Origin of the sequence: Chryseobacterium sp. LJ668 (assembly GCF_019613955.1) — a bacterium.
Lineage (GTDB): Bacteria > Bacteroidota > Bacteroidia > Flavobacteriales > Weeksellaceae > Chryseobacterium.
Genome location: NZ_CP080443.1, coordinates 1,427,767 through 1,451,278, shown reverse-complemented (window position 1 = coordinate 1,451,278; position 23,512 = coordinate 1,427,767). Strand labels below are relative to the sequence as shown.

General features: G+C 32.7%; 26 protein-coding genes. 12 read left to right on the top strand and 14 right to left on the bottom strand.

What is annotated here, in order from left to right; all coding sequences use genetic code 11:
- Window positions 1-13: 13 nt before the first annotated feature.
- From mraY to mraZ, 6 genes are all read right to left on the bottom strand, one after another.
- A complete protein-coding gene (mraY, locus tag K0U91_RS06835; protein ID WP_220178876.1) occupies window positions 14-1,255 on the bottom strand; it encodes a phospho-N-acetylmuramoyl-pentapeptide-transferase in 1,242 nt (413 codons plus the stop codon).
- Between the two features lie 39 nt (window positions 1,256-1,294).
- The gene (locus K0U91_RS06830) at window positions 1,295-2,755 is read right to left on the bottom strand and encodes a UDP-N-acetylmuramoyl-L-alanyl-D-glutamate--2,6-diaminopimelate ligase (RefSeq protein ID WP_219969817.1); all 1,461 of its coding nucleotides are present in this window, start codon (window positions 2,753-2,755) and stop codon (window positions 1,295-1,297) included.
- A 19-nt stretch (window positions 2,756-2,774) separates the two neighbouring features.
- Window positions 2,775-4,766: a penicillin-binding transpeptidase domain-containing protein gene (locus tag K0U91_RS06825; RefSeq protein ID WP_219969818.1), complete on the bottom strand. Its 1,992-nt coding sequence runs from the start codon at window positions 4,764-4,766 to the stop codon at window positions 2,775-2,777.
- Window positions 4,750-5,115: an FtsL-like putative cell division protein gene (locus tag K0U91_RS06820; RefSeq protein ID WP_219969819.1), complete on the bottom strand. Its 366-nt coding sequence runs from the start codon at window positions 5,113-5,115 to the stop codon at window positions 4,750-4,752. The genes K0U91_RS06825 and K0U91_RS06820 overlap by 17 nt, the downstream gene beginning before the upstream one ends.
- 66 nt (window positions 5,116-5,181) lie before the next feature.
- Window positions 5,182-6,075 carry a 16S rRNA (cytosine(1402)-N(4))-methyltransferase RsmH gene (gene rsmH, locus K0U91_RS06815; protein WP_220179061.1) on the bottom strand — a complete coding sequence of 298 codons (894 nt, stop codon included), beginning with the start codon at window positions 6,073-6,075 and terminating at the stop codon, window positions 5,182-5,184.
- Window positions 6,076-6,095: 20 nt separating this feature from the next.
- Entirely contained in the window at window positions 6,096-6,554 is a 459-nt protein-coding gene (gene mraZ / locus K0U91_RS06810) for a division/cell wall cluster transcriptional repressor MraZ (RefSeq protein ID WP_220178875.1), read from the bottom strand.
- 273 nt (window positions 6,555-6,827) lie between these two features.
- On the opposite strand from mraZ, the gene K0U91_RS06805 reads away from it, so the two are divergent.
- The 3 genes from K0U91_RS06805 to K0U91_RS06795 are packed head-to-tail and all read left to right on the top strand — an operon-like array spanning window position 6,828 to window position 8,715.
- On the top strand, window positions 6,828-7,589 hold the full coding sequence (locus K0U91_RS06805; RefSeq protein WP_220178874.1) for an alpha/beta fold hydrolase: 762 nt from the start codon (window positions 6,828-6,830) through the stop codon (window positions 7,587-7,589).
- Window positions 7,590-7,649: 60 nt separating this feature from the next.
- Window positions 7,650-8,273: a ribosome biogenesis GTP-binding protein YihA/YsxC gene (gene yihA / locus K0U91_RS06800; protein ID WP_219969822.1), complete on the top strand. Its 624-nt coding sequence runs from the start codon at window positions 7,650-7,652 to the stop codon at window positions 8,271-8,273.
- The gene (locus K0U91_RS06795) at window positions 8,266-8,715 is read left to right on the top strand and encodes a GNAT family N-acetyltransferase (RefSeq protein ID WP_220178873.1); all 450 of its coding nucleotides are present in this window, start codon (window positions 8,266-8,268) and stop codon (window positions 8,713-8,715) included. Before yihA ends, K0U91_RS06795 begins: the two co-directional genes overlap by 8 nt.
- A gap of 338 nt (window positions 8,716-9,053) precedes the next feature.
- Here K0U91_RS06795 and K0U91_RS06790 read toward each other — a convergent pair whose 3' ends face one another.
- The gene (locus K0U91_RS06790; protein ID WP_220178872.1) at window positions 9,054-10,061 is read right to left on the bottom strand and encodes a trypsin-like serine peptidase; all 1,008 of its coding nucleotides are present in this window, start codon (window positions 10,059-10,061) and stop codon (window positions 9,054-9,056) included.
- Window positions 10,062-10,130: 69 nt separating this feature from the next.
- Window positions 10,131-10,976 (bottom strand): caspase family protein, encoded by an 846-nt coding sequence (locus tag K0U91_RS06785; protein WP_220178871.1) that lies wholly within the window; start codon window positions 10,974-10,976, stop codon window positions 10,131-10,133.
- A gap of 92 nt (window positions 10,977-11,068) precedes the next feature.
- On the opposite strand from K0U91_RS06785, the gene K0U91_RS16245 reads away from it, so the two are divergent.
- Window positions 11,069-11,191 carry a hypothetical protein gene (locus tag K0U91_RS16245; RefSeq protein ID WP_258561828.1) on the top strand — a complete coding sequence of 41 codons (123 nt, stop codon included), beginning with the start codon at window positions 11,069-11,071 and terminating at the stop codon, window positions 11,189-11,191.
- A gap of 115 nt (window positions 11,192-11,306) precedes the next feature.
- Here K0U91_RS16245 and K0U91_RS06780 read toward each other — a convergent pair whose 3' ends face one another.
- From K0U91_RS06780 to K0U91_RS06765, 4 genes are read right to left on the bottom strand one after another with little or no spacing between them, the layout of a single operon-like run.
- Window positions 11,307-11,951 (bottom strand): response regulator transcription factor, encoded by a 645-nt coding sequence (locus tag K0U91_RS06780; RefSeq protein ID WP_219969826.1) that lies wholly within the window; start codon window positions 11,949-11,951, stop codon window positions 11,307-11,309.
- Window positions 11,948-12,724 carry a sensor histidine kinase gene (locus tag K0U91_RS06775; protein WP_220178870.1) on the bottom strand — a complete coding sequence of 259 codons (777 nt, stop codon included), beginning with the start codon at window positions 12,722-12,724 and terminating at the stop codon, window positions 11,948-11,950. Before K0U91_RS06775 ends, K0U91_RS06780 begins: the two co-directional genes overlap by 4 nt.
- Window positions 12,721-13,377 carry a hypothetical protein gene (locus tag K0U91_RS06770; RefSeq protein WP_220178869.1) on the bottom strand — a complete coding sequence of 219 codons (657 nt, stop codon included), beginning with the start codon at window positions 13,375-13,377 and terminating at the stop codon, window positions 12,721-12,723. The genes K0U91_RS06775 and K0U91_RS06770 overlap by 4 nt, the downstream gene beginning before the upstream one ends.
- A 2-nt stretch (window positions 13,378-13,379) precedes the next feature.
- Window positions 13,380-13,940 carry a hypothetical protein gene (locus tag K0U91_RS06765; protein WP_219969829.1) on the bottom strand — a complete coding sequence of 187 codons (561 nt, stop codon included), beginning with the start codon at window positions 13,938-13,940 and terminating at the stop codon, window positions 13,380-13,382.
- Between the two features lie 395 nt (window positions 13,941-14,335).
- Here K0U91_RS06765 and K0U91_RS06760 point away from each other — a divergent pair, with 395 nt between their 5' ends.
- The 5 genes from K0U91_RS06760 to K0U91_RS06740 all read left to right on the top strand — a co-directional run bounded on the left by K0U91_RS06760 (window position 14,336) and on the right by K0U91_RS06740 (window position 16,948).
- Window positions 14,336-15,001, top strand: coding sequence for a phage integrase SAM-like domain-containing protein (locus tag K0U91_RS06760; RefSeq protein ID WP_220178868.1), 666 nt, complete (start codon window positions 14,336-14,338; stop codon window positions 14,999-15,001).
- Window positions 14,998-15,642, top strand: a complete 645-nt coding sequence (locus K0U91_RS06755; protein ID WP_220178867.1) for a site-specific integrase — start codon at window positions 14,998-15,000, stop codon at window positions 15,640-15,642. The genes K0U91_RS06760 and K0U91_RS06755 overlap by 4 nt, the downstream gene beginning before the upstream one ends.
- 172 nt (window positions 15,643-15,814) lie before the next feature.
- A complete protein-coding gene (locus K0U91_RS06750; protein ID WP_220178866.1) occupies window positions 15,815-16,132 on the top strand; it encodes a helix-turn-helix domain-containing protein in 318 nt (105 codons plus the stop codon).
- 4 nt (window positions 16,133-16,136) lie between these two features.
- Window positions 16,137-16,544 (top strand): hypothetical protein, encoded by a 408-nt coding sequence (locus tag K0U91_RS06745; protein WP_220178865.1) that lies wholly within the window; start codon window positions 16,137-16,139, stop codon window positions 16,542-16,544.
- A gap of 2 nt (window positions 16,545-16,546) precedes the next feature.
- Window positions 16,547-16,948 carry a hypothetical protein gene (locus K0U91_RS06740; protein WP_220178864.1) on the top strand — a complete coding sequence of 134 codons (402 nt, stop codon included), beginning with the start codon at window positions 16,547-16,549 and terminating at the stop codon, window positions 16,946-16,948.
- A gap of 310 nt (window positions 16,949-17,258) precedes the next feature.
- Here the strand turns inward: K0U91_RS06740 and K0U91_RS06735 are convergent, their stop codons facing one another.
- Window positions 17,259-17,663 carry a hypothetical protein gene (locus tag K0U91_RS06735; RefSeq protein ID WP_220178863.1) on the bottom strand — a complete coding sequence of 135 codons (405 nt, stop codon included), beginning with the start codon at window positions 17,661-17,663 and terminating at the stop codon, window positions 17,259-17,261.
- Between the two features lie 8 nt (window positions 17,664-17,671).
- Complete coding sequence (locus K0U91_RS06730; RefSeq protein WP_220178862.1) at window positions 17,672-18,670, bottom strand: hypothetical protein; 999 nt, start codon at window positions 18,668-18,670, stop codon at window positions 17,672-17,674.
- A gap of 504 nt (window positions 18,671-19,174) precedes the next feature.
- On the opposite strand from K0U91_RS06730, the gene K0U91_RS06725 reads away from it, so the two are divergent.
- The 3 genes from K0U91_RS06725 to K0U91_RS06715 are packed head-to-tail and all read left to right on the top strand — an operon-like array spanning window position 19,175 to window position 23,323.
- Window positions 19,175-19,453, top strand: coding sequence for a DUF6150 family protein (locus K0U91_RS06725; RefSeq protein WP_220178861.1), 279 nt, complete (start codon window positions 19,175-19,177; stop codon window positions 19,451-19,453).
- 25 nt (window positions 19,454-19,478) lie between these two features.
- A complete protein-coding gene (locus K0U91_RS06720; protein ID WP_258561827.1) occupies window positions 19,479-22,613 on the top strand; it encodes an Eco57I restriction-modification methylase domain-containing protein in 3,135 nt (1,044 codons plus the stop codon).
- A complete protein-coding gene (locus tag K0U91_RS06715) occupies window positions 22,610-23,323 on the top strand; it encodes a hypothetical protein (protein ID WP_220178860.1) in 714 nt (237 codons plus the stop codon). The genes K0U91_RS06720 and K0U91_RS06715 overlap by 4 nt, the downstream gene beginning before the upstream one ends.
- Window positions 23,324-23,512: the final 189 nt, after the last annotated feature.

Here is a 23,512-nt window from a genome sequence, read left to right as displayed (position 1 = left end):
CTTACTGCTAATTTTATCTCATCTTCAATGTGATGAGACATACAATCGCTAACATTACACCAATAATAATCATTCTGTTGACAATTTTACTTTCGTGAAAACCATCTTTCTGATAATGATGATGCAATGGAGACATTTTAAACAATCTATTATTCTGGGCGTATTCTAACCCAAATTTTCTTTTTCTGTATTTAAAAACTACGACTTGAAGCATTACCGAAACATTTTCTATCAGGAAAATTCCGCAAAGCACAGGAATCATTAATTCTTTTCTTAAAATAACCGCTAAAACGGCAATTACTCCTCCCAACATTAAGCTTCCTGTGTCGCCCATAAAAACCTGTGCCGGATAAGTATTGTACCAGAAAAATCCGATAACTGCGCCCACCATGGCGACGACAAAAATCGTGGTTTCACCCATATTTGGGAGGAACATGATGTTGAGATAATCTGCAAAGATGATGTTTCCGGAAACGTAGGTGAAAAACGCCAGCGTCAAAAGAATAACTGTACTGGTTCCGGCGGCGAGACCATCAATTCCATCTGTAATATTGGCTCCGTTTGACACGGCTGTTATGATGAATATTACAATAGGGATAAATACAATCCAAGCCCATTCGTGAGCATCTTTATCATTCATCCAGAAAAGAATTCCACTATAGTCAAATTCATTATTTTTAGCAAAAGGAACCGTAGAAACCGTGATTTTCTCGGCAGGCATGAAATTCTGCTCTACATTGTTTCTATTGACCCCTTTTGTATCTGCATATTTTCTTTTAACCGTAATATCGGGATGGAAATACATTGTCACTCCTATAATTAGCCCTAAACCTACCTGCCCGACGATTTTAAATTTTCCGCTTAATCCGTCTTTATTTTTTTTAATTTTCTTTAAATAATCGTCTATAAAACCTATCGCGCCCATCCAAACAACTGTAACCATTAAAAGCACAATATACACATTGGTAATTCTCGTAAACAGCAAAACAGGAATCAATGTGGCAATAATGATAATAAAACCACCCATTGTAGGTGTTCCTTCTTTTTGCTTTTGCCCGTCTAAACCTAAATCACGAACCAGCTCGCCCATTTGTTTGCCTCTCAGATAATTGATGATGCTTTTTCCATAAATAAGAGCAATCGTGAGAGACAACAAAACTGCCATTCCTGCACGGAACGAAATGTACCTCAACAAATTCATTCCTGGTATGTGAATGCCGTGACTCGTTAAGTATTCGTATAAGTAGTATAACATTTAGTTCAAATTTTGGTTTATGGTTTAAAGCTTAAATTATTACTTACTCATCAGCTTCCAAAGCTCATTAATTACTTCCTTGTCATCAAAATGATGTTTCACACCATTGATTTCCTGATAGTTTTCATGACCTTTTCCGGCTACAAGAACAATATCTTTCGGTTCTGAGAATTTAATGGCCATTTTTATGGCTTCTCTTCTGTCCGGAATTGAAGTGTATTTGCTGAAGTTTTGAGGTTCAACGCCTGCTTCAATTTCTTTTATAATCTGGTTCGGGTCTTCCGTTCTTGGATTGTCTGAAGTGATGATTGCCAAAGTCGATTTCTTTGAAGCAATGTTTCCCATTTCAGGTCTTTTGGAGTGGTCTCTATCACCTCCACAACCGAAAACAGTGATCAGTCTTTCATTTTTTGTTCTGATATCGTTGATGCTGTCCAACACATTTTCTAATGCATCCGGAGTGTGAGCATAATCAACAATGAAGAAAATTCCACCATCAGACTTAAAAGTTTCAAATCTTCCGGAAACTCTTTTTAAAATACTTATCGCCTGAAGAATTTCGTCTTGCTCGAAACCTAATTCGGAAGCAATTCCGAAGACCAGAAGCAAATTATAGACATTGAATTTTCCTGTTAAAGTCGTCCAGAATTCTTTTCCGTTAAAATTCAACAGCATTCCGTTGAAATCAACTTCCAGAGTTCTACCGTGGTAATCTGCCATCGTTTTCAAAGCATAAGACCTTTTTGCAGCTTTTGTATTCTGCAGCATCACGCTTCCGTTTCTGTCATCAACATTCGTGATAGCGATTGCATTTTCGTTTAATTCATCAAAAAATCTTTTCTTGATTTTCAAATATTCATCAAACGTTTTATGATAATCTAAATGGTCGTGGGTAAGGTTGGTAAAGCCGGCAATTTTGAAAGTAAGACCTTCAATCCTGTTTTGGGCAATTCCGTGAGAACTTACTTCCATAAAGGCAAATTCGCAACCCTGATCGACAGCTTTTGCTAAGATTTTATTGATAGTAATCACATCCGGAGTCGTATGTGTGGCCGGAATAATTTCTTCACCAATCCTGATTTCTACCGTTGACAATAAAGCCGAATCGTAGCCTAAATTTTTAAATACATCAAAAAGCAAAGTCGAAACAGAAGTTTTTCCGTTGGTTCCGGTAACTCCGATTAGTTTTAATTTCTCAGACGGATTTCCGTAGAAATTGGAAGCTAAATGTCCTAAAGTTTTAGACGCATCTTTTACTTTAACGTAAGTAATATTTTCATCTAAATTTTCAGGAAGTTCTTCACAAACAATCGTCGTCGCTCCTTTTTGAATAGAAGCTGCAATAAATGAATGTCCGTCCACAACTGTTCCTCTCAGTGCGATATACAAAGAGTTTTTGGAAACCTTTCTGCTGTCGAATACCAACTCAGAAACCTCACGGCTATTTTCGCCTTGAATTTCTATTACCGGAATTCTGTTTAATAATTCAACTAATTGCATTGCTTTGATGCTTTATCTTTTAATTCTGCAGAGTCAAATAAATTCTTTGATTTCTGCTTATTGTTGTTCCTTCCAAAGGAAATTGTTCTTTAATTCTTCCAACTCCTTTGAAATCTACACGGTATCCTAAATTTTCCAATTGTGGGATTGCGTTTTTACCAATCAATCCTACTACACTTGGCATTTGTTTATTATTAACTGCTATTTTCACATTGGGCTCAACCATTTTGTTCAAATTGACCTTTCTGTCGACAAGCATTTCTTTTTCTACATTCTGAGGTGTTTTCAGAAAAGTTTTTCCGGCGATTTCCTTAAAAACCGGTGCGGAAACTGTTCCTCCATAAAATCCTTTTGATACATTTGGCTCACTGATCATCACGTAGCAAGTATATTTCGGATTATCTGCCGGATAAAACCCTGCAAATGATGCTCTATATTTCATCGGACCCGGCAACCAATATTCGAATCTTGCCGTTCCTGTTTTTCCCGCCATTTTTAGGTTGGGTGTAAAAATACTTCTACCAGTACCTTTTTCTACAGCTTTTGTCAAGGCACTCGTCATCATCTGAATGGCTTTTTCTGATGCCATTTTCTTTACAATCACTTCTTCTTTTGCCTCGAAAACCGTTTTCCCGTCTTTCATTATTTTGTCAATGAAAAGCGGCTTCAGCATTTTACCTTTATTGGCAATTCCGTTGTAAAATGTGGTTAACTGTAGTAAATTGATGTTTGTCGCATAGCCGTAAGATATTGAAGCTAAGGTTGCTGCGTTCCATGATTTGCTTTTTGGAGTTAAAATTCTGGGTTTTGTAATTCCCGGAAGTTCGATATCCATTTTATCAAACAATTTCCATCTTCTTAGATGATCAAGAAAGATCTGCGGCTTATCTGCGTAAAATTTGGTAATCAATTTAGCAGTTCCTACGTTGCTTGATTTTGCCAGAACATCGCTAATTTCGTAAGTTCCGCCACCATGACCATCAGAAATTCTTTGCTTTGCATACGTCCAGATGCCATTTCCTACGTTGACAGTCGTATTTTCGTCGATAAAACCGTCATCCATTGCTGCCAGAAGCGAGATGGTTTTGAATGTAGATCCCGGCTCGATATTATCTTTTAATCCGTAATTATATGCATCTTCATAAACTCCAGGCTCGGTTTCTCTTAGATTTACCATAGCCCGAACTTTCCCCGTTGCCACTTCCATCACAATTACGGTTCCGTGTTTTGCTTCAAAATTGATGAGTTGCTTTTCTAAAGCTGAATGGGCAATATCCTGAATTCTAAGATCCAAAGTGGTGTAAACATCCTGTCCATCTATCGGCTCTTTCACTTTCCAGAAATCAATAGGTTTCCATTGTGATGAATTGACTCTTTGTTCTAATCTCTCGCCATCGCTTCCCGTAAGATATTTTGAAAAAGCACCTTCCAAACCAGATTTTAAGCCACCTTGATCCATCCCTATCGTCCCAGAACCAATTTCAGAAGTTGCCAGTTCTCTTTTATAGTTTCTGTCGATGATAAAACCACCCTTATTTTTTCCTCTTTTAAAGATTGGGAATTTTCTAATTCTGTCATATTGATCGAAATCCAAACCTTTTACTAAAGAATAATACTGGTTTTTCTTTTTTCTCTGCTCATCAAATCTCTTTCTGAAATCAGCTCTCGGCTTGCCAAACATTTTACTTAAAGAATCTGTGAGTGGGCCAATATTATTGGTATATACCGTGTCTTTAATAGTTTTAAAATCAAGAAAAACATCGTATCGCATTACGGTTGTGGCTAGAATGGAACCGTCTGAAGCGTATAAGTTTCCGCGGGCCGCTTTTAAGGTTGCAGTACGGTAATTATTGTTGATATAATCGTCTTTGATCTCCTGAACATTGGTGTTTTGAAGAATGATAATTCTGGTGATGAAAAGCACAAATACGCACAAAACTCCCACTGCAAAGAGGTAGCCCCATCTTAACGTCTTTTTACGTTTGTTGTCGTATTCACTTTGCTTTTGCATCTGTACTGTCTAGTTTTATTAACAATTTATGCGGGTGACTTTCTAAAGTCATTAAAGAGTCTGCTGCGACTTGCTTCCCCAATTCAGATTCCATTTTTACTTTAATCAGCTTACTTTGAGCGTAAGCATTTCTTGATTTGAATTCTTCTGTCTGTTCTTTTAGTGCGTTTACAATTTTTATTTTTTTATTGACCAGATGGTTAGAATAAATCATTCCCATCATCAGGACAAAAATCAACAAGAAAAATTTATAATGATCCTTCAGCTCATCCCGATTCAGGAAATTTCCTTTTATAATATCTATAAAAGTGAGTTTTTTCTGAGGGCGATATGTTGGTTTTTTTGCCACTTTATTTATTAGTCATAGGTAATTAGTGATGTGTAATATTATAATTGCTTACCCATTGCTCATCATTTATAATTTTATTCCTGTTCTCATTTTAGCACTGCGTGCTCTAGAGTTTTCTTCAATTTCTTTATCGTCAGGAATAATAGCCTTGCTTTTCACGAGCTCAAATGCTTTTGCATAGTTTCCGTAAATATCGCGCTGCGGCTCACCTTCAAACATTCCGTTTTTCAGAAATCTTTTGACCAAACGGTCTTCTAAAGAATGATAAGAGATCACTACCAATCTTCCGCCCGGTTTTAAAATATTGTAAGCCTGAACCAACATTTCCTTTAAAACTTCTAATTCCTGATTGACTTCAATTCTTACCGCCTGAAAAAGCTGGGCATAAAATTTATTCACTTTATGCGGCGGAAGAAAACTGAACAATTTTTTCAGATCTTCTGTTGTATTGATACTCTTGATTTTTCTGTGATGAACGATATCTCTTGCTAATTTTCTAGCCTCTCGCAATTCTCCATAGTAATAAAAAACATCTGCAAGAGCATCTTCTTCATATTCATTGATGACTTTTTTAGCATCAAGACTCTGCATCACATTCATTCTCATATCGAGTGGAGCATTATTTCTTGTCGAAAAGCCTCTTTCTGCTTCGTCAAACTGATGAGAAGAAACCCCCAGATCAGCCAAAACACCATCAACCTGTGAAATACCGTACGCTAAAAGAGAATTTTCCAAGAATCTGAAATTCTGGTTGATTAATGTAAATTTCGGATCATCTAAGGTGTTTTTAAGCGCATCCAAATCCTGGTCAAATGCATACAGTTTCCCTTTTTCAGAAAGCCTGTCTAAAATTTCCTGTGAATGCCCTCCACCTCCAAATGTGCAGTCTACAAATATTCCGTCCGGATTCGTTACCAAATCATCCACACTTTGCTTCAATAAAACCGGGTTGTGATATATGCTCATTTGTGATTATTTATTTATTCTTCGCCGAATGCGCCCATTACGTCTTCTGCCAGACTTGCAAAATCTTCTTCGTTGGTTGCAATTACCTCTTCGTATGCATCTTTGTCCCAAATTTCAAAAAGTTCACCTGCGCTTGTCACGACAATATCTTTCGTAAGACCCGCATAGTGAGTAAGATCTTTTGAGATTTGCAATCTACCCGCGCTGTCCAGTTCCACAGTTTTTACGCCTGCAGTAAACATCCTGATAAAATCAGCATTCTTTTTAATAAACCTGTTGAGTTTGTTAATTTTTTCCATCATTCTATCCCACGCTTTCATAGGATAAACTTCGAGACAAGGTTGAAACACAGAACGCTTTACTACAAAGGTCTTATCGTCAAAGTTCTCCATCTGCTTGGTAAGCGATGAAGGTACTTTCAGGCGACCTTTGTCGTCTATTTTGCACTCATATGTTCCAATGAAATTTCTCATTTGGGACAAAATTATACAAAAATTTCCAAAACCTCCCACTTTTTCCCACTTTTTGACTTAATGTTAATAAGTTTTACACTACACTCATCAGAAAGCCTTTAAATATTTGATATGAAAACAGTTACACATGCTACTATTCATCGAATAATAAAAAGAATTTTAAAAAAAGTAAGGTGAAAATGCTTATTATATTATTTTTATTTTAAATTAGAGATATCAAAAAATTTTTGGTGTATAATTTGTATTTTTGCAATGCTTTATTAAAGCGATTTTATGATATTTAGTACAAAAAAAGATAAGAAATATACCTTCATTGAAGCTGGGGAAGGACATCCATTGGTGCTATTGCACGGTTTGATGGGTGGGTTGAGCAATTTTGACAAGATGGTGAATTTTTTTTCAGGCAAAGGTTTTAAGGTTTTTGTGCCTCAATTACCAATTTACGATCTGCCGGTACTGAATACCAATCTTACAACAATTGCCAAATATGTAATTAAATTTATCGAAAGTGAAATTGGTAAACCCGTAACCATTGTAGGAAATTCTATGGGTGGTCATGTGGGGCTTATTTTGACTTTGGCAAGACCAGATCTCGTACAAAATTTAGTTCTTACAGGAAGCTCAGGCTTATATGAGAGAGCTTTTGGTGACAGCTTCCCAAGAAAAAACGATCGTTCTTATATCAGAAAGAAGGCTGAAGAGGTTTTTTACGATCCTGCGGTAGCTACTGAAGATTTAGTTAATGAAGTTTTCAGTGTGGTGAACGACAGAATGAAGGGAATAAAAACGGTGATGCTTGCAAGAAGCGCCATTAAACACAATATGCTGAATGACCTTCCAAAAATTGAGCGCCCGACCTGCTTAATCTGGGGGAAGCAAGATAATGTAACACCTCCTGAAGTAGCGATCGATATGCATAAATTTATCCCGAATTCAGATCTTTTCTGGATTGATAAATGCGGACATGCTGCAATGATGGAAAAGCCCGATGAATTCAACGAGATTCTATACAGTTGGGTAAAAGATAAAATATAAATTGACAGTAAGCCATTAAGAATTTCTTAATGGTTTATTTCTAAATAAAATCAAGACAAAATGATTATAAAAACAGCAGAGTTTGTAAAAAGCAGCGGAAAATGGCAGGAATGCCCTGAAGGAACCATCCCGGAATATGCTTTTATCGGACGCTCAAACGTAGGAAAATCTTCATTGATCAACGGAATGCTCAACAGGAAAGATTTAGCAAAAACTTCAGGAACTCCAGGAAAAACTCAGCTGATCAATCATTTCATTATAAATGAAAGCTGGTATCTTACCGACTTACCGGGTTATGGATACGCAAAGGTTTCAAAAGTGATGAGAAGAGATTTTGAAAAGCTTATCAACAATTATATTTTAAACCGAAACAATCTGGTGAATCTTTTTGTTCTGATTGATTCTCGTCATACCCCTCAGAATATTGATCTGGAATTTATCCAGTGGTGTGGAGAAAGTGGTGTTCCGTTTTCAATTGTATTTACGAAAGCTGATAAGCTTAAACCAAACATCGTCATTAAAAACGTTGAAGATTACAAAGCTGAACTTCACAAAACGTGGGAAGATCTGCCTGAAATCTATGTAACCTCTGCAGAAAAGAAAACGGGAACTGATGAGATTTTAAGTTTCATTCAAAAAACCAATGAATTTCTGGCTAATAACAGCGTGACTTTCAATGAGTAATTTGATCTGGAAAATCAAAAGTTTTGAAGAAATTACTACTTCCGAACTTTATGCGATCATCAAAGCTAGGGTCGATGTTTTTGTAGTTGAACAAAACTGTCCTTATCATGATCTTGATGGATATGATCAACAGGCTATTCACATATGGGCTGAAGAAGATAACAATGTTTTAGCGTACTGCAGAATTTTCAACAAAGGAATAAAATATACAGAAACCTCTATTGGTAGGGTTTTAACTACAGAAAAGGCAAGAGGTAAAAGTTTAGGCAAACAATTGATACAATATGCCGTTGAAACCATCGAAAATCGTTTTCATACAAGCGAAGTACGAATTTCTGCACAGGATTATCTTTTGAGATTTTATTCAGGATTTGGATTTAAAGATACCGGAAAAAAATATCTGGAAGACAATATTCCGCATACAGAAATGTTTAGAAAATAATTTTATTTAAATAAGAACAGTGCTTTTTCAAGATGCTGTTTTTTACATTTAGAAAAACCAATTATTATTTAGAATACTATAAACCTTTAATCTTTGTATTTCACTTTTAAAATGCCTTTGTATATCTTAATAAAGCAGCATTATTACAAAAACTTTGTCTTTCATTGCGATTAAAACGCAAGGTATACAAAGAATATTAAACACTTCATTAATAAACTAATTGAAACAAAGCCGTTTCAATTAGTTTCGAAATACAAAAATTGAAAATACACCATAGATTATAAGAACAAAAAGAGCCCGATTAAAAACCAGACTCTCCATTTATAAAACAAAAATGTTTAAGGATACTCATTTCTTGCTCTCGTCACGAGACCTACTAAGTCTGAACCTCCACTCGCAAAATTAATGCTTGAGTTGTGTGCACTTTGAGTGGCAACCGCATACGGTGAACCGTTCCAATATCCCCAAAACGGACCTCCGCTTTGTCCGGGCCAGATATCAGCTTTATGCTGAATACTTTGATTATCATCGGGGCTCCAGAAATCGCCATCTAAAGCAATTCCTGTCTGATAAGTCGGTCTCTGGGTTCCCGTCAAATCTGCAGGATAACCGGCGTGTGTAAAAGAAGCTTGTCCGTCCCAAGAATCAGAATAAGATTTGGAACCTAGCCAACCTGTGCTGTTTCCAATAGGTCTGTCAAGAACTACTACCACGTAGTCAAACTGTACTTCTGTACCATCAATCGTAGGCCCGGCAACTTTATGTTTGTAGTAGGTTTGTATTCCCCAAGCACTTCCGTAAGGTGCGCTTCCGTTGTAATACATCGGTGTAAATTTTAACCAGCCTGTCTGGTTGTTTGGCTTCCAGTCTATGATATGGGCGCAGGTCAAAAGATGTCGTGGACCTATCATTACTCCGCTTGCAATACCCAGTGAACTTTCTACTCTTCCCACACAACGCCATGGGTAAGCTGTAGAATTAAATACCTTTCTTTGATCAACTCCAAAAATAGTTCTTGCACCATCCATGGTAAGGAAGTTTTCTCTTTCAATAAATTTTGGCTTACGGTCTTTTTTCGGTTCCAATCTTGGTTGATACTCAAAATCTGCGTGAGTCGGATAGAAGAAATCAGTTTCCACAAGTTTGTCATCAGCTGATTTTTCGTTCATTGTGATGGCCACAGATTTCATTCCTTTTGGATAAGATCTGCCGTCAATGACTTCCATTTCAGGCTCCCGGTCATTCAATTTGTCGTTAACTAATTTTTCCGTTGATTTTGCTTTGACAGTTTTAAGTCTTGAAACTTCTTCGGCTGTCATCGGGTTGTTGTTTTCGATATTAGACATGATTATTTGGTGTTTTAATCAGTTTTTTCCTACTCTTTGGATGGCTTTTCGGATTCCGCCAATTTATTCTTATGAAAATATTTTTTGAGAAAATTCTGCAGTCATACTTTCCGTCTGATTCATTTGAGCTGCTCCCATCGCCGCCAATGCGATAGCAATCTGCTTGTCGAGTGTTTTTCTGACAATACTTCCGTTGGTTGCACGCAGTATTTTGCAGAAGTGATAGGTAAAATAGCCTCTTACCTGGCCACTCATATTACCTTCCATAGATACCTGGTTGTCTTTGGAAGCTGCCCACAACGTATGATTCAATCCGGCAACCGGAACTAGGGCTTTCGTTGTAATTTCTGCTTTTTTAGAACTTTTTGCTGATGGAATTTCGCTTGCATACGTCATGTAGAACTCATCTTCCAGCATGGGAGGGATAAAGCGTGCGGCTTCATAAGAGAAATCCATATCCAATCCCAAATCCATTTTTCTGGTACCTGTTCCAGAATGGCAGCAGTCGAAAATGACTTCCAAATTTACTCCCGCTTTCAGTTTGCTGAGAACCGCTTTAAAATCATCATCACGAATAACCCCTGCAGTTGCGTAATCATGTGGACAAATAGCTTCGTCCAGACCATCAATTTCCAAATCCACACTTATATTGGCAACCCGGGTCCCGTGACCGGAGTAATAGAATACTAGAGAATCGCCTTTCACACTGTTGTTAACAAGGGTTTTCAGGTAATTTAAAATATTGGCTCTAGTAGCATTTTGGTTGGTCAAAATTCTGATTTGTGAAGGTAGAAAACCACAAATTACCAGCGTGTTTGCCATGTCTCTTGCATCATTGATGCATCCGTTTAAATCCGGACCACCCATTCCGATGGGTGCGTAGTCATTGATTCCTACGATTAGTGCTTTTTTCATTGTCTTGTTTTTTTTAATTTCCCTACTATTTTTTTTTGGCTTTTCGGGATCTGCCTGTAACTTTAATTTTACATGACAAAATTCTGATATTCATGAGCACAAAAACAGAGGAGAATGCCTTAATTGTTACAGGAAAAGCACCTTTAAAATTTAAATTGTCGGATTTGGTACAAAAAAATCCTCACCAGAAAATTGGTAAGGATTATTATTTATAAAACAGGGTGGGATAATGTGCCGTTCCTACGGAACTCACTCTGACAGGTTAAATTTTGCTACAAACGTACTGCTCCTACGGAGCAAGAATATATAGTTTATTACTCTATTATTACCTCAACACAAATTATGTTTCAGAGCAAAAAGAACAAGACCTACCCTGTTTTTTATTTCTAATTTAACGAAAACAGAATCTCTGTATCCATCAATCGTTTTGGGGCTGAGAAACATCTTATCTGCGATCTCTTTATAGGTAAGCTCGCTGCACGCCCATTTAATAAATTCTTTTTCACGCTCCTTCAAATCTGAAAGAAGTGACGCATTTTTGGCGTCTTCTGTTTTCACCTTTAACAGTTTTTGGGCTACGAAATCGGTATAGAAACTTCCTTTGTCAAACACTGTATCAATTGCCTGAAAAAGTATCGAAGGCTGCATATCTTTCAGTAAATAACCTTTTGCACCGGCTTTTAGCATTCTGATGAGCACATTTTCGTCATCTTCCATAGTAAGTGCAATGACTTTGATGTGCGGGTGATGCTCGGTAAGCCATTCTGTGGTTTCGATCCCGTTTTTGTAAGGCATATTGATATCCATCAGAACAACAGCAGGTAGTTCTGGTGCATTTTCTAAACCGGAAATAAAATCTTCTCCGTTGGATTGATTCATGACGACCCGATATTTAGGATTTTCCATGATCATATTTTCTAATGCCTTGGACATTAAGGTGTGATCGTCGACAATTGCAATAGGAATTGTTTTCATGATAAATTTTTGTGATAGGTGATTGATGTTTTTGTACCCTCCTCAAGCTTTGACTGTATAGAAAACTCTGTGTGAATAAGCTTTGCTCTCAACTCCATATTTTTTAGTCCGGAACCATCATTTATGCTGTTTGTATTGAATCCTTTTCCGTTATCTGTAATGGTAATCTGCAATTGCGCATGATTATCTTTCAATTCTATAGTGACATTTTTGGCTCTGGAATGCTTTAAAATATTATTGATGCTTTCCTGAATGATTCTGAATAAAATCAAACCGTGTTTTGGGGTAATATCGATGTCTTCTTTTAACGTGATCAATTCAATTTCAAGCAATTTTAATTTTTGGATTCTTTTAATTTCTCTTTCTATGGATTCTACCAAGCCGAAATGAATGATTTGTTCGGTAATTAATGTTTTAGACAAATTTCTGATATCTTGAATACATTCGCCCAATAATTCATTAAGCTCGGATAATTCTTCTTTTTCGGCACCAATTAATTTTGGAATAAGCTGATTTTGACGTAATCTCACCACTGAAAGTTTTTGTCCTAAATCATCGTGAAGTTCCTGACCGATATAATTCAGAGTCTGCTCTTTCATTTCGATCTGTGAAGTGGCCAACTCTTTTTCAAAGCGCATGTCTTTTTCCTTTTGCTCGATCAAAAGTGTTGTCTTTTTCCGGATGAAAATCATATAAACGAAAATCATCGTTAAAACAATTATCAGCAGTGTAACTGTAAAAATTATCACCAAATTATTCTGATCGTCATTCATAATTCTTCCGGCTTAGCAATATCTGGTTTGTTCCAAAATAATCCAAAGACAATTACTCCATTGTTGATCAGATTTAATATAAATATGATGATGGCAAAAATGTCATATGAAACTTTTGTCCTAAAGAAAAAAAGTGGAATAATCCCAACATAAAAAATAAGTGACCCGACGGAAATCCAGAACGGGAAATAATTTTTTATCTCAAATATTTTATCTGAATTGAACGTCTGATACAAAAATAAAATAATTGAAAATATTAATAAAAGGATATTAATGTAAAGAATATTAAAAGATAAGTGCTGAAAGAAACTTTCTTCTATAAAAGATATTCCAAAAACATTTATAAAATACAAAAGTAAAAGTATCGATTGTATTTTTTTAAGCAAAGGTATATACAGTAATTTATAATAATAAACTAAATACATAAAAAAAACAATTGCAATACAAATGCTGTAGTACTTTTCGGTCATCGAATTCGTCAGCTTAGCGAAAAAGTAGAAAAAGAAATCGTTTAGTGATAACATCATATATCCTAAAAAGAAAAACAGATTCACTTTTTCGATTTTTTTATATTTTGCTATAATCAAAATCATCATGATGACCAAAATGGCCATCGATATCTGTTTCCCTAATTCTACATTCCAAGCCATCATAATTAGTTTCCGTTCAAAGAATTTGCAGATATATGATTGGGTGGTGGTGACAGATTGGTCATATTCATCGGCTGAATAGACTGTATATTTTCGTCTTCACTGGTTGTTCCACGACGCATTAATTGAGATTCTTCCCGTTTTGCAGTTGGCATTAAAAAAATGGTCTGATAACCTGCGAATTCTGGCTTTGCCATTTTATTGGCGGGATGATTTACCGGATATTTCCCCAGATAAATTTTGATTCCCACGTTTTTCAGGTTTTTTTCTTTAGCTTGTTCTTTTACATATTTAATGTAACCTTCCATCTCCTCAATAGAAAATGAATACCACCTTGAATCGGGTTCTCCATTTCTTGATTCTGTAAGAATTTTGTTATTGGTATTTGTATATTCATCAAAAAGAACCTGCGCTTCCTCATGCGTGATCAGTTTCTTTTTATAACTATCATCTATAGGAGTTTCAACAGGCGGCGGCGTACATTGTATGCAACAGAGCAATACAACACTTAAAATAAATACGCTTAAAAACGAATTTACATTTTTAAATAAAAAAGGAGTTTTCATAGATAAAAGTTTATAAGGTTATGTAACAAAAGTAGTTAACTCCTGATATATACAAAAGGGGAAAAACACTATTTATTAAATATCGGGGAAATAATTGTAAGAAAGAAGAAAGAATAAGAGTATTTGAAGAGCCAAGAAATTTAGGTGCTCAAATATACAAGACAAAAAAAACGCTGCTAATCAGAAAATTAACAGCGTTTTAAGTACCCCAGACGGGACTATATTTGGTTTTCTTAAATTTTTCATAGTTTTTGTTTCCATTTTCAAAACGCCTCATTTATAGGCATTTTAGAGGATAAAAAAGTAAATTAGAAAAACTTAAATTAACTAAAGCAAATAAAAATGTCGGGATTATGTCGGGATTTATTTATATTTGATATATCTAATTTTTAAGGATGGCTAATTTTAAATTTTCTTGCATTAAAAAGAGCAACCCCTCTAATCTCAATATTCGTTTTTATCACGGTAGAAATATTGATTGTAATGCTCAGTCTCATATTTTAATAAACCCAAGTGACTGGAGCGAGAAAATGCAAAATTTTAAACCGAACACGGATATTACAATCAAAAGCAAGTACAACCCTCTAATAGAGGATCTTAAAAAAGAAATATTGGGAAAATTCAATATTGAATATAGTAATGGTGTAATCATAAACTCTAAATGGCTCAAAAAAATAATTCAAGATTTTCATAAAAGACCGGAAGGAATAGAAGAATTTAAAATTTACTTTGTTTCGTTTATAGAAAAATTTATAGAAGATTCTAAAGCAAGAAGAAATCCCGTATCGGGAAAAAAGATCGCAGAAAATACAATTAAAAAATATATAACAACTTTAAATAAGATAAAGGAATTTGAGAAAGTTGCCGATATAAAACTAAAAATTACAGACGTAAATCTTGATTTTCACAATAAAATAACTCATTATTTAAAAGAAGACCTTAAATATTCTAATACTTTTATTGCTAAAGTTATTAGTCAAGTGAAACTGTTTGTACGAGAAGCAAAGGAAAAAAGACTAGAAACAAATCCGGATATTGAAAGTAAAAATTCACTTACTTGACCGATGAAACTGTAGATACCTATCTAAACCCTTCGGAAATTGACCTCATCTACAATCTTGATCTGACTAATGATAACAGTTTAGATAATGTAAGAGACTTATTTATTATTGGATTATGGACAGGTTTAAGAATAAGTGATTTAAAAAGGATTAATCAGTTTTTATTTACGAAGAAAACAATAGTAATTTCAGAAACACAAAAAACAGGAATTAAGGTTGAAATTCCAATTCATCATCAAGTAAGAAATACCCTCACTAAAAGAAATAATGAGTTGCCCAAAAACATATCAACCCAAAAATTTAATGATTATATAAAAGAAGTATGCAGATTAGCCGGAATTACAGAAATAACTTTAGGCAATATTAAAAACCCTAAAACGAATAGAAAAGAAAAGGGACATTATCCTAAATATCTATTAATTACTAGCCATACAGCCAGAAGAAGTTTTGCTACAAATTTGTACGGCACAGAACTATCAGACAAAGCAATAATGTCTATAACAGGACATAAAAGTCATACTCAATTTTTGAAATATATAAAGACCACTGACAAAGAACATATAGAGAAAGTTGCTAAACTTTGGGAACAACAAGAGGAACTTAAAAACGCAAAACCAATATTAAAAAGTGTAAATTTTTAATATTTTAAAAACTCTTTGTTTATACGTATCTCCAAATACTTATCCTAGGACAAGTACATAACTATCAGATAATTGCAAATAAAATAAGATTAAAAAATTTTGGCATTTAATTTTTTTTAGATTAATTTTATCCCACAATGAAAACAATTCTAATCTAAAGAAGTAAAGTAATATGTTTTCTTTACTTCTGACAGATGAGGGTAAAGAATTACTCAAATCTGCTATCAGGGAAGTAGTACAGGAAATAATGGAAAAAACAACAGAGGTTGATTCCCAAAAAGAAAATTTTTCCACCTGCGTTAAATCAATTGAAGACGAATTTCTAACAAGAAAAGAAGTCAGCCAAAAGTTAAAAGTATCTTTAGTTACATTAAACAATTGGCAAAAAAACAAAATTCTTATTCCTTTAAAAATTGGAAAAAGGATTCTCTACAATGCTAAAGATGTGGAGAAAGCAATGTTAAAGCAAGAAGTTAACTCTAAACATTAATCAAATGAGTAAAAGTATTGTATATGTACATTGCCAATACAAAAAAAGTAAAATCTTGAATACCTATGATATTGTAGGAGACAAGATAGTATCTGATATTCCTTTTATCAGAGTTGAAACCCCTAACGAGGATTTTTTGAAAAAACAGCGGGCAAAGTTCGTAATTCAAAGTTTTAAAAACCGGAAGAAAATATTATTTACAGGTTTGATTCCTATAGGACATAATTATTACTATGGTGACAATGTAAAACCAAACAATAAGAAAGATTTTCTGGTTATTTATTACAACAGTATAAGAAGTGTTATTCACTTATACATTTTTGAAAATCGAAGTCCAAGAAAAAAAGCTGATTTTGCAAATGATTTTGTCTACCATTTGGGGCATATAGGAAAACTGCCAAACAACATTTAAAAATGAGCGCAAAAAATTCAAGAAATTCCGGCAGAAAACCGGGATCCAAAAACATCATCAGACAAGAACTGAGAAAGGAACTCACAGAGTTATTTATGGAACATTTTACTAAAGAAGTAAGAAACTTCCCTGTTATGGATTATGAGAAGAGAATGAGATTATTGATAGGCATTCTACCCTATGTATTACCTAAAGCAAATCTAACACAAGAAGAGAGCGAAATACAAAATCTTATTTATGAAAAGATATATCCAGAATTTAAAAAATTAACTTCTTACCTAAATGTAATTCCAATGGATAAAAAAGCAACAATTTTACTATCTTTTGTAAAAACCCTGAATCTTACATCTACACAGCAAAACAACATTGCAACTACCATTAATAAAAGGAAGCCTAAACCTTAAAGGGGTGGGACAAGCACAAAAGAAGAGGTTTACATTTTAGTAAACCTCTTTTTTATACCTTTCAATGTTAATCAGCTAATTACCTAGGACAAGAGCATATTACTGATAGAAAAAGACACTCTTGTCTATGAGATTTTTAAATTACACTAGGTGAAATCAATGAATTTTTATTTTTTGAAAATCTAAAAAGTACAGTAATATTTTACACCCCACCCTTTAAACATAAAAAGACACCTCAATCCCTTAACTAGGTAAAGTACATATTGCTGAAATTTTTCCGGATTTAAAAGTTAATATTTAATGTCAGCTTTTAAAGATTATCATTTACGAAATCTTTGAGATCCATTTCTATTAGAGAAAAACCTAATTGCCAAACAGGCTCAGTTTGCCACTTCTCCCCTTTCAAACTTACATAACAGCTCTCAACCGTTTTAATCCATGTGTCTAATTTTTTCACATCTGGATCATTTGGAAATTTAGAACTCAACAAACCATATTCTTTTTTTGCATTTTCAACATTCCTTTTAATCGTAGGTAGAGCAGAATTTCGATCCGTATTTGATTCCTCAGAGTCTTTTATAATTCTAAAATCATAACAGATATTCCAAAGGTTATTTGTAGCCTTTAAATATTCTTTTGTACTTGTACTCTGACAAAAGAGAGATGAGGCAAACGAGGAAAGTAGAACTAAAAAAATTGTAACTGTTGTTTTCATATTATAGATTAAAAATTAATACATTTTTGAACGGTCTTTGTAACATCATTTTCTTTAACTGTAGTCCAATAATTCTTCCTGAGTTTTGCAGAAGGAATTTTTATAATACCATTTTTACTCCGCACGATTACGATTTCATTATACATATCAAATCTGTCTTTGTCCGGATCATCAAATACACATTCAATGTATCCGATCTTTTCTTTGTAGACACTGTTACCTCTATAAATATCAATTCCACGGAAAGCAAGTACCGGATGAGTATATTTAATATTACGATCCATTTTAGAAAGAAATTCTTTATTGGCAGTAGGAGAAATATAAACTGGATAATCAGCATATTTTTGACCCAGCTTTTTAGAAATAGCCTCTTTATAAAATTTCATATACAATTCTTTGTCCTGCTCAATATTAACATCAAACCCCTCTTTAGTAACTCCTTTGGAATATTCTAACAAAATACTATCTGGAGATAAAACTTTATTATTAACTAGATGATTTCCATTAATCGGAGTATTCTCAATTTGTATTAGACTATCCGCCCACTTCTGTTGGAAATCTTTAAGAATTTCAATTTCATCTACAGTTAATTTTTGGAGATTAATTTCTTTTTTAGAAGATTCAGCTAATTCCTTTTTACTGTTTTCCAAAATTATACTATCAAATTTCGGTTGTAATTCTTTCAATCTTGCTACAGCATCATTGTAATTTTCATCTTCTGGAGATACTTTATTAAAATATTTATACGCCTCCATATAGTTTTTACTTTTGTAAAAAGTCATAGCGGTTTTGTAATCATCCGTAGTTATAGTAACAATGATTATCATAAAAAGCAAAAAAATAGAAAGAGAAGCAGGAATGATATAAACAATCTTTTTCCAAATATCCGTTTTGTGTTTCGCTATTGCATAAATGCCTACCGGAGGTAAAATAAAAAAGAGGATAATCAACAATACTTTATTGTCATACCATGCCTTAGATTGAGTCTGTGAATCATTTGTTCCCATATTTGTTTTAATTTTCAAAGCTATTGAAACGCCTAAAACAATCTTTGAGGGAAACCGTATTTTAGAATAAAAAACAGCGTATCCATATCACGCTGTAAGTAGAGGCTCGGCAAAGCCATATAGAACAACGGAACGAATACGCCTTTACAGGCGTACTAACAAATCCGTCTTGTTCTATAATTGAAATTTTGCCGATTTCTACTTACAAGACTATTTTAGTACGAATATTATTTAACCAAACGAATGGTTTTTATTTTCAATCACAAATATAACAATTCGCAGAATATAATTTGATTGAAATTAAATTTTAATAGATGAGAAAAAGAACAGTAACACTGAAAAATTAAATAACATATTTTCCGCCAGCCATTTTTTGAAAATCACAGTAATCTCATCTGCAATAATATAATTTAATTGCAATTGAATTATAAAATGCAAATCAGACTTTAATTATTAGATTTGATTAAAATAAGAATTGTGAGAAAAATTATTCAAATTACTTTCTTGATCCTAATATTTGGGAGTTCAAAAATTTCCGCTCAAAAAGTCTACTATACCAAATTTAAAAATGATGCTGACTTGGTTATTTACATTACGAAAGATAAGAGCAAAGCAGATCTAATTGTAAAAAAAGTTTCTCATAATGATGAGGTAAAACCGGGATTCTGGAAAGAGGCAAAGCTGGAAGCCGATGCAGAATTAATTGTCTTTATCTCCAAACAGAATACAACCGATATTAAAAAAGTTTATTTTACAAAATTTGGGGATGAGGTAAAGTTTTAATATATTAAATTTGTAAAAATTTTTCTTGAAAAAAACTCAATTACATAATTTCTTATCTCAATTAAATTTGGAAGAGAAGGTTATCTTTAAAAATAGAGATAATAATAGTTATGCTATTGATTTTCATAAAGATATTCAACAAAAAATAGAATCTATTTTACCAGATGCTGTTTACATCTTTAATTCCCAACCTCTAATTTTATTTTTTGACCTTACAGAAGAAAATAGAGAATTAGATGATTTATATAAAAAAGTATGGTCGTTTGATAATACTTCTATCATATTTATATTAAAAAATTCAGGAATTGAAATTTTCAATGCCCTGCATTATGTTAAAGAAAATAAACAAAACACTCTCGAAAAAATTGATTTATCTGAAAAAGAAATAAAAAGACTTTTCAATATTTGGGAATTAGAAAGTGGAAAAACATGGAATTGGTTTCAAAAAAAATACATAGATAACCAGAGAGGAAAAAACCACAAAAAAAGAGTAAATGAAAGGTTATTTAGCAATATTAAGGATGTTAGAAGCTATTTAACAAGTGATAATTTATTAAATGACAATGAGGCTAATTCTTTGATTTTAAGATTGATTTTCGTTCGTTACTTGATAGATAGAAAGGTTAAAATTGACGATCAATTAATTCCCGGAGATGTTGAGAATACGAATGAAAGACGTAAAAATTTCATCCAACTTATTAGAGAACCCGAAAGACTAAATCAATTATTTAGATTACTCAATGACCGTTTCAATGGTGTTTTATTTAACGAAGAAGATTTTATTTTAACCGAAAATCAATCAGAATTTCTATCTTATGTTTTTACAGGGGAATTTGATGGAGAAAACTCTTTGTATAGTAATTATAAAGAATTTTATTTTGAAATTTTTGATTTCTCAATTATTCCAGTAGAAGTAATTTCAGGAATTTATGAGTCTCTAATTGATGAAGAAAAAAGAAAATTAGATTCTGCGGTTTATACACCGTCCTTCTTGGTAGATTATATTCTAAAAGATACGGTTGATGAATTTTTGAAAAATAATAAACCTGAAGACTGTACGATTTTTGAAGTTGCAGTTGGTTCAGGAATATTTCTCGTTCAATCTTTAAGAAGAATGATCGAAAAAGAAATTGAACTGAACGGTAACGAAGATAAAAAATCATTCAGTGAAAAAATAAAAAATTTTGCAGAAAACAATCTTTACGGAATTGATATAAATCCACAGGCATTAAAAGTAACGTGTTTTTCAATTTATATTGCATTATTAGATTATTTGGATCCAGCGGATATTAATCAATATTTATTTCCAAAACTTTTAGAAACGAATCTTTTTAAATCTAATTTTTTTGGGAAATTAAATGAAATAGATGGATTAGAACCTGCTGATTTTGAAGAAGTCATTAAAAAGATAAAACCAAAATTCATTCTCGGAAATCCACCTTGGAAAAAAGACAAATCAAAAGAACATTTAAGTTGGGTAAATTCGACTAAAACGTATAGTAAAAAAATTGACGGGGAATTAGAAATTGCTCAATCTTTTTTATTAAGAGCAAAAGAATTTATGCAAGAAGATACGACTTGTTCTTTGGTTGTTACCAGTACCGTTTTTTATAATGTTTCTACAACAGCAAAAGAGTTTAAGTCAGATTTTCTTAAATCATATAATCTCAATAAATTCTTTGATTTGTCTCCAGTAAGAAAATTAATTTTTGAAAAGAAAATTAGCCCTGCAACTGTTGTTAATTTTAGTTTGTCAAAGGATAAAAGTTATCGTTCTAATATTGTAAAACACCAATCTGTAAAATCAAATGTATTTCTTAAAAATTTTAAAATTCTAGTAATTGAAAAATTTGATCAAAAAGAAATACTTCAAAAACATTTTATTGAAAATGATTGGATGTTTAAAGTTGCATTATATGGTAATACTTTAGATTTTCATTTTTTGAAAAAACTTTTTAACGACAATGAATCATTAAAAAGTATTTTAAAAAATAATATTAAGGGGGCGGGTATTTTATCTGGTGAGGAAAAGAGATTTCCTCTTTATAAAAGCATTGTTGATAAAGAATATATTGAAAACTCTCAAATAGAAAAATATTTCACTTTAAAAGTGGATAATCAGAAATTAAATGAGAAAAAATGTTATTTAAAAAGTGGTAAAATTGACGGTTTATACAGTAATTATCAGATCTTATTTAAGGAACAAGCAGAAGAAGAATCAGAGATTATAACATCAATTTCAAATTCTTTGATTTTCAAAAAAGGAATTTTTGGAATAAGTTTTGAAAATAAGGAACAATTATATGAAGTTTATTCATATCTAATAACCAATCTTTATACTTATTATATATTCTTAATTTCAGGTTCTTGGGGAACCTCAACGAGACCTCAAATAAGATGGAACGACGAATATCTTTCATTCCCGATAATTAAAGCTGATAATACGAACAATAAATTAGTTTCTTTGGTAAATGATTTTTTAGAACCAATAAAACAATTTTACGAATATCAATCAAATAATGAAGTTGAAGAATTTGAGTTAATCCCTACAAATTTTACTAAAAATTCTGACATTCCGCCAATAAATCAAAACACACTAAAACAAATTAATGATATAATTAATAGTTTGTACGATGTTAAAGATTATGAAGAAGATTTAATAGACTATGTTTTAAATGTTTCGAGATACCAATTTCAAGAAAGTAAACAAGATTTATATACGAAAGAAGTAAATAATGATATTACTTTTCTCAAAAAATATGCAAATGTCTATTTAGAAGAGTTTTCTAAAATCTACATCGAAGAATATATACAAGTTGAGGTTTATCCTTTAAATCAATTTATTGCAATGAATTTTGTAATGAAAAATGAAAAACCAGAAGAACCAATTATTTATTCTAAAAATAAAAACATTGAAAGTGTTTTAAAAACTTTAGCAAATACTTTAAGTGTTTCAGAAATTATAAGCACAAACGACCCAGAGAAAAATCTATTCATACAAAAAGATATAAAAGGATTTGAGGATCATTCATTTTACATTATAAAGCCAAATGAATATAAATGCTGGCATAGAGCAATGGCATGGTATGATGTAGCAGAATTTAAAGAGATTATGCAAGAAGCAGAATTAAACGAACTAAAAAACGAATCTGCCGAATGAATATCAATGCATCAAAATTTATTAGAAACAGGCGTGACAAAATTGCATTAACTCAAAAAAGGATTAATGATATTTTGATTTGTGTTATTAATAGTTATGATAAAATAATTGCTGACAAAGTCGTTTTCGATTTATCCCAAAAAAACATTGGAAGTATTAAAAAAGAGGATTATTTAAGAAATCGTTTAGTTGATGATTATTTACAGAATGAGTTATCAATTTTGGAAGATGGAACTGATCGATTTACAATTAATAAAGAAACAGCAGAAGAATACAGGAGTTTGGTAGATGAAAAATTGCATAATGACCCTATTGATATTCATATAGTAGATAAGGCACAAAAAGACTCTTGGGGAAAAAACACTAAGCCATATTTTGCTATTGAATGCAAAAGAATAAATTCAGGATTTAGCGAATATATAGAAGATACTCAAAAGTTTACAGAAAGAAATTATCCGAAGTTACGATTGCCTTTTGAAGGGCAATTAGGGTTTATAGAAAACTCTTCTTACTCTTATGAATTAGTTTACCAAAAAATAAATAAAAATCTTTCCTCAAATACAAAGATAGAAACAACAAAATCTTTACAGCCTCATATTTTGATAGACAAATATGACGGATCTTACATTTCTAGTCATAGAAAAAAAGACAAATCAAATTTCTCAGTTTTCCATATATTCTTTGACTATTCCAAGATAATTATAAATTAAGAATATCTGTATTTTTCAATACGGAAACAAATAATCGGGATTATGCCGGGATTGTTTAAACAAAAAAATCCGTAACTTATTTATTTCTAAACAGTTACGGATTTTTAAAGTACCCCAGACGGGTATTCATATAACTATAGCACATATATACTCTACTACACAAACCCTCATAAATAAACGATTTGTTAT

Excerpts from the sequence above, each read along its gene's own strand:
- mraY (WP_220178876.1), bottom strand. The coding sequence starts at position 1,255 with ATGTTATACTACTTATACGAATACTTAACGAGTCACGGCATTCACATA.
- K0U91_RS06830 (WP_219969817.1), bottom strand. The coding sequence starts at position 2,755 with ATGCAATTAGTTGAATTATTAAACAGAATTCCGGTAATAGAAATTCAA.
- K0U91_RS06825 (WP_219969818.1), bottom strand. The coding sequence starts at position 4,766 with ATGCAAAAGCAAAGTGAATACGACAACAAACGTAAAAAGACGTTAAGA.
- mraZ (WP_220178875.1), bottom strand. The coding sequence starts at position 6,554 with ATGAGAAATTTCATTGGAACATATGAGTGCAAAATAGACGACAAAGGT.
- K0U91_RS06805 (WP_220178874.1), top strand. The coding sequence starts at position 6,828 with ATGATATTTAGTACAAAAAAAGATAAGAAATATACCTTCATTGAAGCT.
- yihA (WP_219969822.1), top strand. The coding sequence starts at position 7,650 with ATGATTATAAAAACAGCAGAGTTTGTAAAAAGCAGCGGAAAATGGCAG.
- K0U91_RS06795 (WP_220178873.1), top strand. The coding sequence starts at position 8,266 with ATGAGTAATTTGATCTGGAAAATCAAAAGTTTTGAAGAAATTACTACT.
- K0U91_RS06790 (WP_220178872.1), bottom strand. The coding sequence starts at position 10,061 with ATGTCTAATATCGAAAACAACAACCCGATGACAGCCGAAGAAGTTTCA.
- K0U91_RS06785 (WP_220178871.1), bottom strand. The coding sequence starts at position 10,976 with ATGAAAAAAGCACTAATCGTAGGAATCAATGACTACGCACCCATCGGA.
- K0U91_RS16245 (WP_258561828.1), top strand. The coding sequence starts at position 11,069 with ATGAGCACAAAAACAGAGGAGAATGCCTTAATTGTTACAGGAAAAGCA.
- K0U91_RS06780 (WP_219969826.1), bottom strand. The coding sequence starts at position 11,951 with ATGAAAACAATTCCTATTGCAATTGTCGACGATCACACCTTAATGTCC.
- K0U91_RS06775 (WP_220178870.1), bottom strand. The coding sequence starts at position 12,724 with ATGAATGACGATCAGAATAATTTGGTGATAATTTTTACAGTTACACTG.
- K0U91_RS06770 (WP_220178869.1), bottom strand. The coding sequence starts at position 13,377 with ATGATGGCTTGGAATGTAGAATTAGGGAAACAGATATCGATGGCCATT.
- K0U91_RS06765 (WP_219969829.1), bottom strand. The coding sequence starts at position 13,940 with ATGAAAACTCCTTTTTTATTTAAAAATGTAAATTCGTTTTTAAGCGTA.
- K0U91_RS06760 (WP_220178868.1), top strand. The coding sequence starts at position 14,336 with ATGGCTAATTTTAAATTTTCTTGCATTAAAAAGAGCAACCCCTCTAAT.
- K0U91_RS06750 (WP_220178866.1), top strand. The coding sequence starts at position 15,815 with ATGTTTTCTTTACTTCTGACAGATGAGGGTAAAGAATTACTCAAATCT.
- K0U91_RS06745 (WP_220178865.1), top strand. The coding sequence starts at position 16,137 with ATGAGTAAAAGTATTGTATATGTACATTGCCAATACAAAAAAAGTAAA.
- K0U91_RS06740 (WP_220178864.1), top strand. The coding sequence starts at position 16,547 with ATGAGCGCAAAAAATTCAAGAAATTCCGGCAGAAAACCGGGATCCAAA.
- K0U91_RS06735 (WP_220178863.1), bottom strand. The coding sequence starts at position 17,663 with ATGAAAACAACAGTTACAATTTTTTTAGTTCTACTTTCCTCGTTTGCC.
- K0U91_RS06730 (WP_220178862.1), bottom strand. The coding sequence starts at position 18,670 with ATGGGAACAAATGATTCACAGACTCAATCTAAGGCATGGTATGACAAT.
- K0U91_RS06715 (WP_220178860.1), top strand. The coding sequence starts at position 22,610 with ATGAATATCAATGCATCAAAATTTATTAGAAACAGGCGTGACAAAATT.